This window comes from Burkholderia sp. Se-20378, from assembly GCF_017104665.1.
Lineage (GTDB): Bacteria > Pseudomonadota > Gammaproteobacteria > Burkholderiales > Burkholderiaceae > Burkholderia > Burkholderia lata.
On the sequence record NZ_JAAGPG010000877.1, the window covers coordinates 1 to 2309 of the forward strand.

The following is a 2309-nucleotide window of genomic DNA, read 5'->3' on the forward strand; positions in this document are numbered from 1 at the left end:
GGCCGCGAACGCGCGCAACGGGCGGCCGTCGACCGATGCGCCGAGCCCGAAACGCGGCACGTCGCGACGCAAGGTCAGCAGTGCGCCGCGGTCGATCCCGGCGGCCAGCGTCTCGGCCTCCGACAGCGCGGCCGGATCGTACAGCAGGCCGGTCCAGAACGCGGACAGCGCGACCATCATCGCCGGCGAGCCCGCATCGGCGCCGCGCATCTCGAGATAGCGCTTCAGCCGCACTTCGGTGAAGACCGTGGTCAGATGGTCCGCGAAATCGCCGAGCGTCGGCGTCTCGCCCTCGAGGTGCGGAATGCGCCGCCGCATGAAATCGCGGAACGTCCATCCGGTCGCATCCGTGTAGCGGTCGCCGCGCCGCACGAAGTACATCGGCACGTTGTCGAGCAGCCAGCTCACGTAGCGCTCGAAACCGAAGCTGCGCGACAGGAACAGCGCCGGCGCCCCGCAGCGATCCTCGTCGGTGTCGAGCCATGTGTGTGCGCGCGTCGACAGCAGGCCGGTCGGCCGGCCGTCGGAGAACGGCGAATTCGCGAACAGCGCAGTCGCAACGGGCTGCAGCGCGAGCGACACGCGCATCTTGCGCGCCATGTCGCTTTCCGACGCGAAATCGAGGTTGACCTGCACGGTGCAGGTGCGCTGCATCATGTCGAGCCCGCGCGTGCCGACGCGCGGCATATAGCGCTGCATGATCCCGTAACGCTGCTTCGGCATCCACGGCAGCGCCGCGCGCGCGAGGTGAGGGTGAAAACCCAGCGGTGCGCAGCGCAGGCCGAGCGGCTCGCACGCGTCGCGGGTCGCGGCAAGGTGCGCATGCAGCTCGGCATGCGTGTCGTGCAGCGTTTCGAGCGGCGCGCCCGACAGTTCGAGCTGGCCGGCCGGCTCGAGCGAGATCGCCGCGCCGTCGCGCTGGATCACGCCGACGATCCGTCCGGCATCGACGATCGGCGTCCCGTCGCCTTGCAGCCGCGCGAGCACCGCGGCGATCCCCGATGGCCCGTCGTAAGGCGCGGCTGCGTGCGTCGCACGCGCGACGACGAACTTCTCGTGCTCGGTCCCGATCCGGAATTGCGCGGCCGGCTTGCAGCCGGCGGCCAGATGATCGGCGAGCTGCTGCTCGGAGACGATCGGCGTGTGGTCCGATCCAACGGCATTCGACATCGACACCCTCCACAAGTCACATTGAGCGACCGACCGGCCGGTCGCACGGCGACTATAGCGACGTCGATGCCGGTGCTGTACTGGCAGGGGTGATAGGGGGCGGGCCAAGCCGCACTGCGCTACGGCTGCCTGCGCTTCGCGAAGTAATGCGCGGGCGAATCGCCGAATGCGCGGCGGAACATCGCGATGAAGTTGCTCGGCGTCGCATAGCCCAGCGCGTCCGCAATGTTGGCGACGCTGTCGCCGCCCGCGAGCCGTTCGAGCGCATGTGTCAGGCGTGCCTGCTGGCGCCACTGCGCAAAGCTCGTGCCGGTTTCCGCGACGAACAGCCGGCTGAGTGTGCGCGCGGACAACCCGGCCCATTCGGCCCACGCTTCGAGCGTGCGGCTGTCGTGCGGCTGCCCGAGGATCGCGTTGGCGATGCGCAGCAGGCGCCGGTCGCGCGGCATCGGCAGGTGCAGCGGCTCGTGCGGCGCGCGGCGCATCTCGTCGAGCAGCACGACGCTGATGCGCGCCTGCTCGATGTCGAGCCGATCCTGGTCGGCCCACGACACCGCGCGCCGCACGAGCGCGCGCATCAGCTCGGTGATCGCGATCACGCACGGCTGATCCGGCATTCGCCGGCTCGCGGCCGGTGCAATCACGACGCTCCAGCCGCTCAACGCACCGCTGATGCTGACCTTGTGCTGCTCGCCCGGCGGAATCCAGCCCGCGCGATGCGGCGGCAGCAGCCACGAACCATGCGGGGTGCGCACGTGCGCGAACCCGCTTTCCACGCAGAACACCTGGCCGCGCAGATGGCTGTGCCAGTCGACCTCGCGGGTGCCGAGCCGGTAGGTGTTGCTGCCGTCGTCCTCGCCCCAGACGGCGATCAGCGACGGGCCGTCCTCACGCTCGCTCGGATCGGAGTCGGCGCGCTTCGCGGTGCGCGGTGGAGAAACGTCTCGGATGGGCATGGCCGGAATTCATTATTTTTTGTCTAAACAACATTATCAGCTTTGTCCGGGGGCGTCCAACAATGCGTGTCGTGTTCAAACCGATACGAAGCAGAGGAATGCGATGCATGCAGCACTTGCTCCCTGGACACGCGATGCCGGCGCACTGCGCGTCATGTCGCGAATCGCCGTTGCCGCGGCGCT

3 protein-coding genes are annotated in these 2309 nt (G+C 69.0%); 1 reads left to right on the forward strand and 2 read right to left on the reverse strand.

The genetic code is table 11. The features are described 5' to 3' along the window. The coding region (locus tag G3N93_RS38500) for a glutamate--cysteine ligase (RefSeq protein WP_206135378.1) at positions 1-1170 on the reverse strand (1170 nt) is incomplete at its 3' end. Between the two features lie 119 nt (positions 1171-1289). Continuing rightward, the gene (locus G3N93_RS38505; protein ID WP_174934014.1) at positions 1290-2126 is read right to left on the reverse strand and encodes a helix-turn-helix domain-containing protein; all 837 of its coding nucleotides are present in this window, start codon (positions 2124-2126) and stop codon (positions 1290-1292) included. Here G3N93_RS38505 and G3N93_RS38510 point away from each other — a divergent pair. Beyond that, positions 2125-2309, forward strand: a 185-nt coding sequence (locus G3N93_RS38510; RefSeq protein ID WP_206135379.1) for a hypothetical protein, incomplete at its 3' end; no start/stop codon positions are given. The two genes, G3N93_RS38505 and G3N93_RS38510, sit on opposite strands and share 2 nt — an antisense overlap.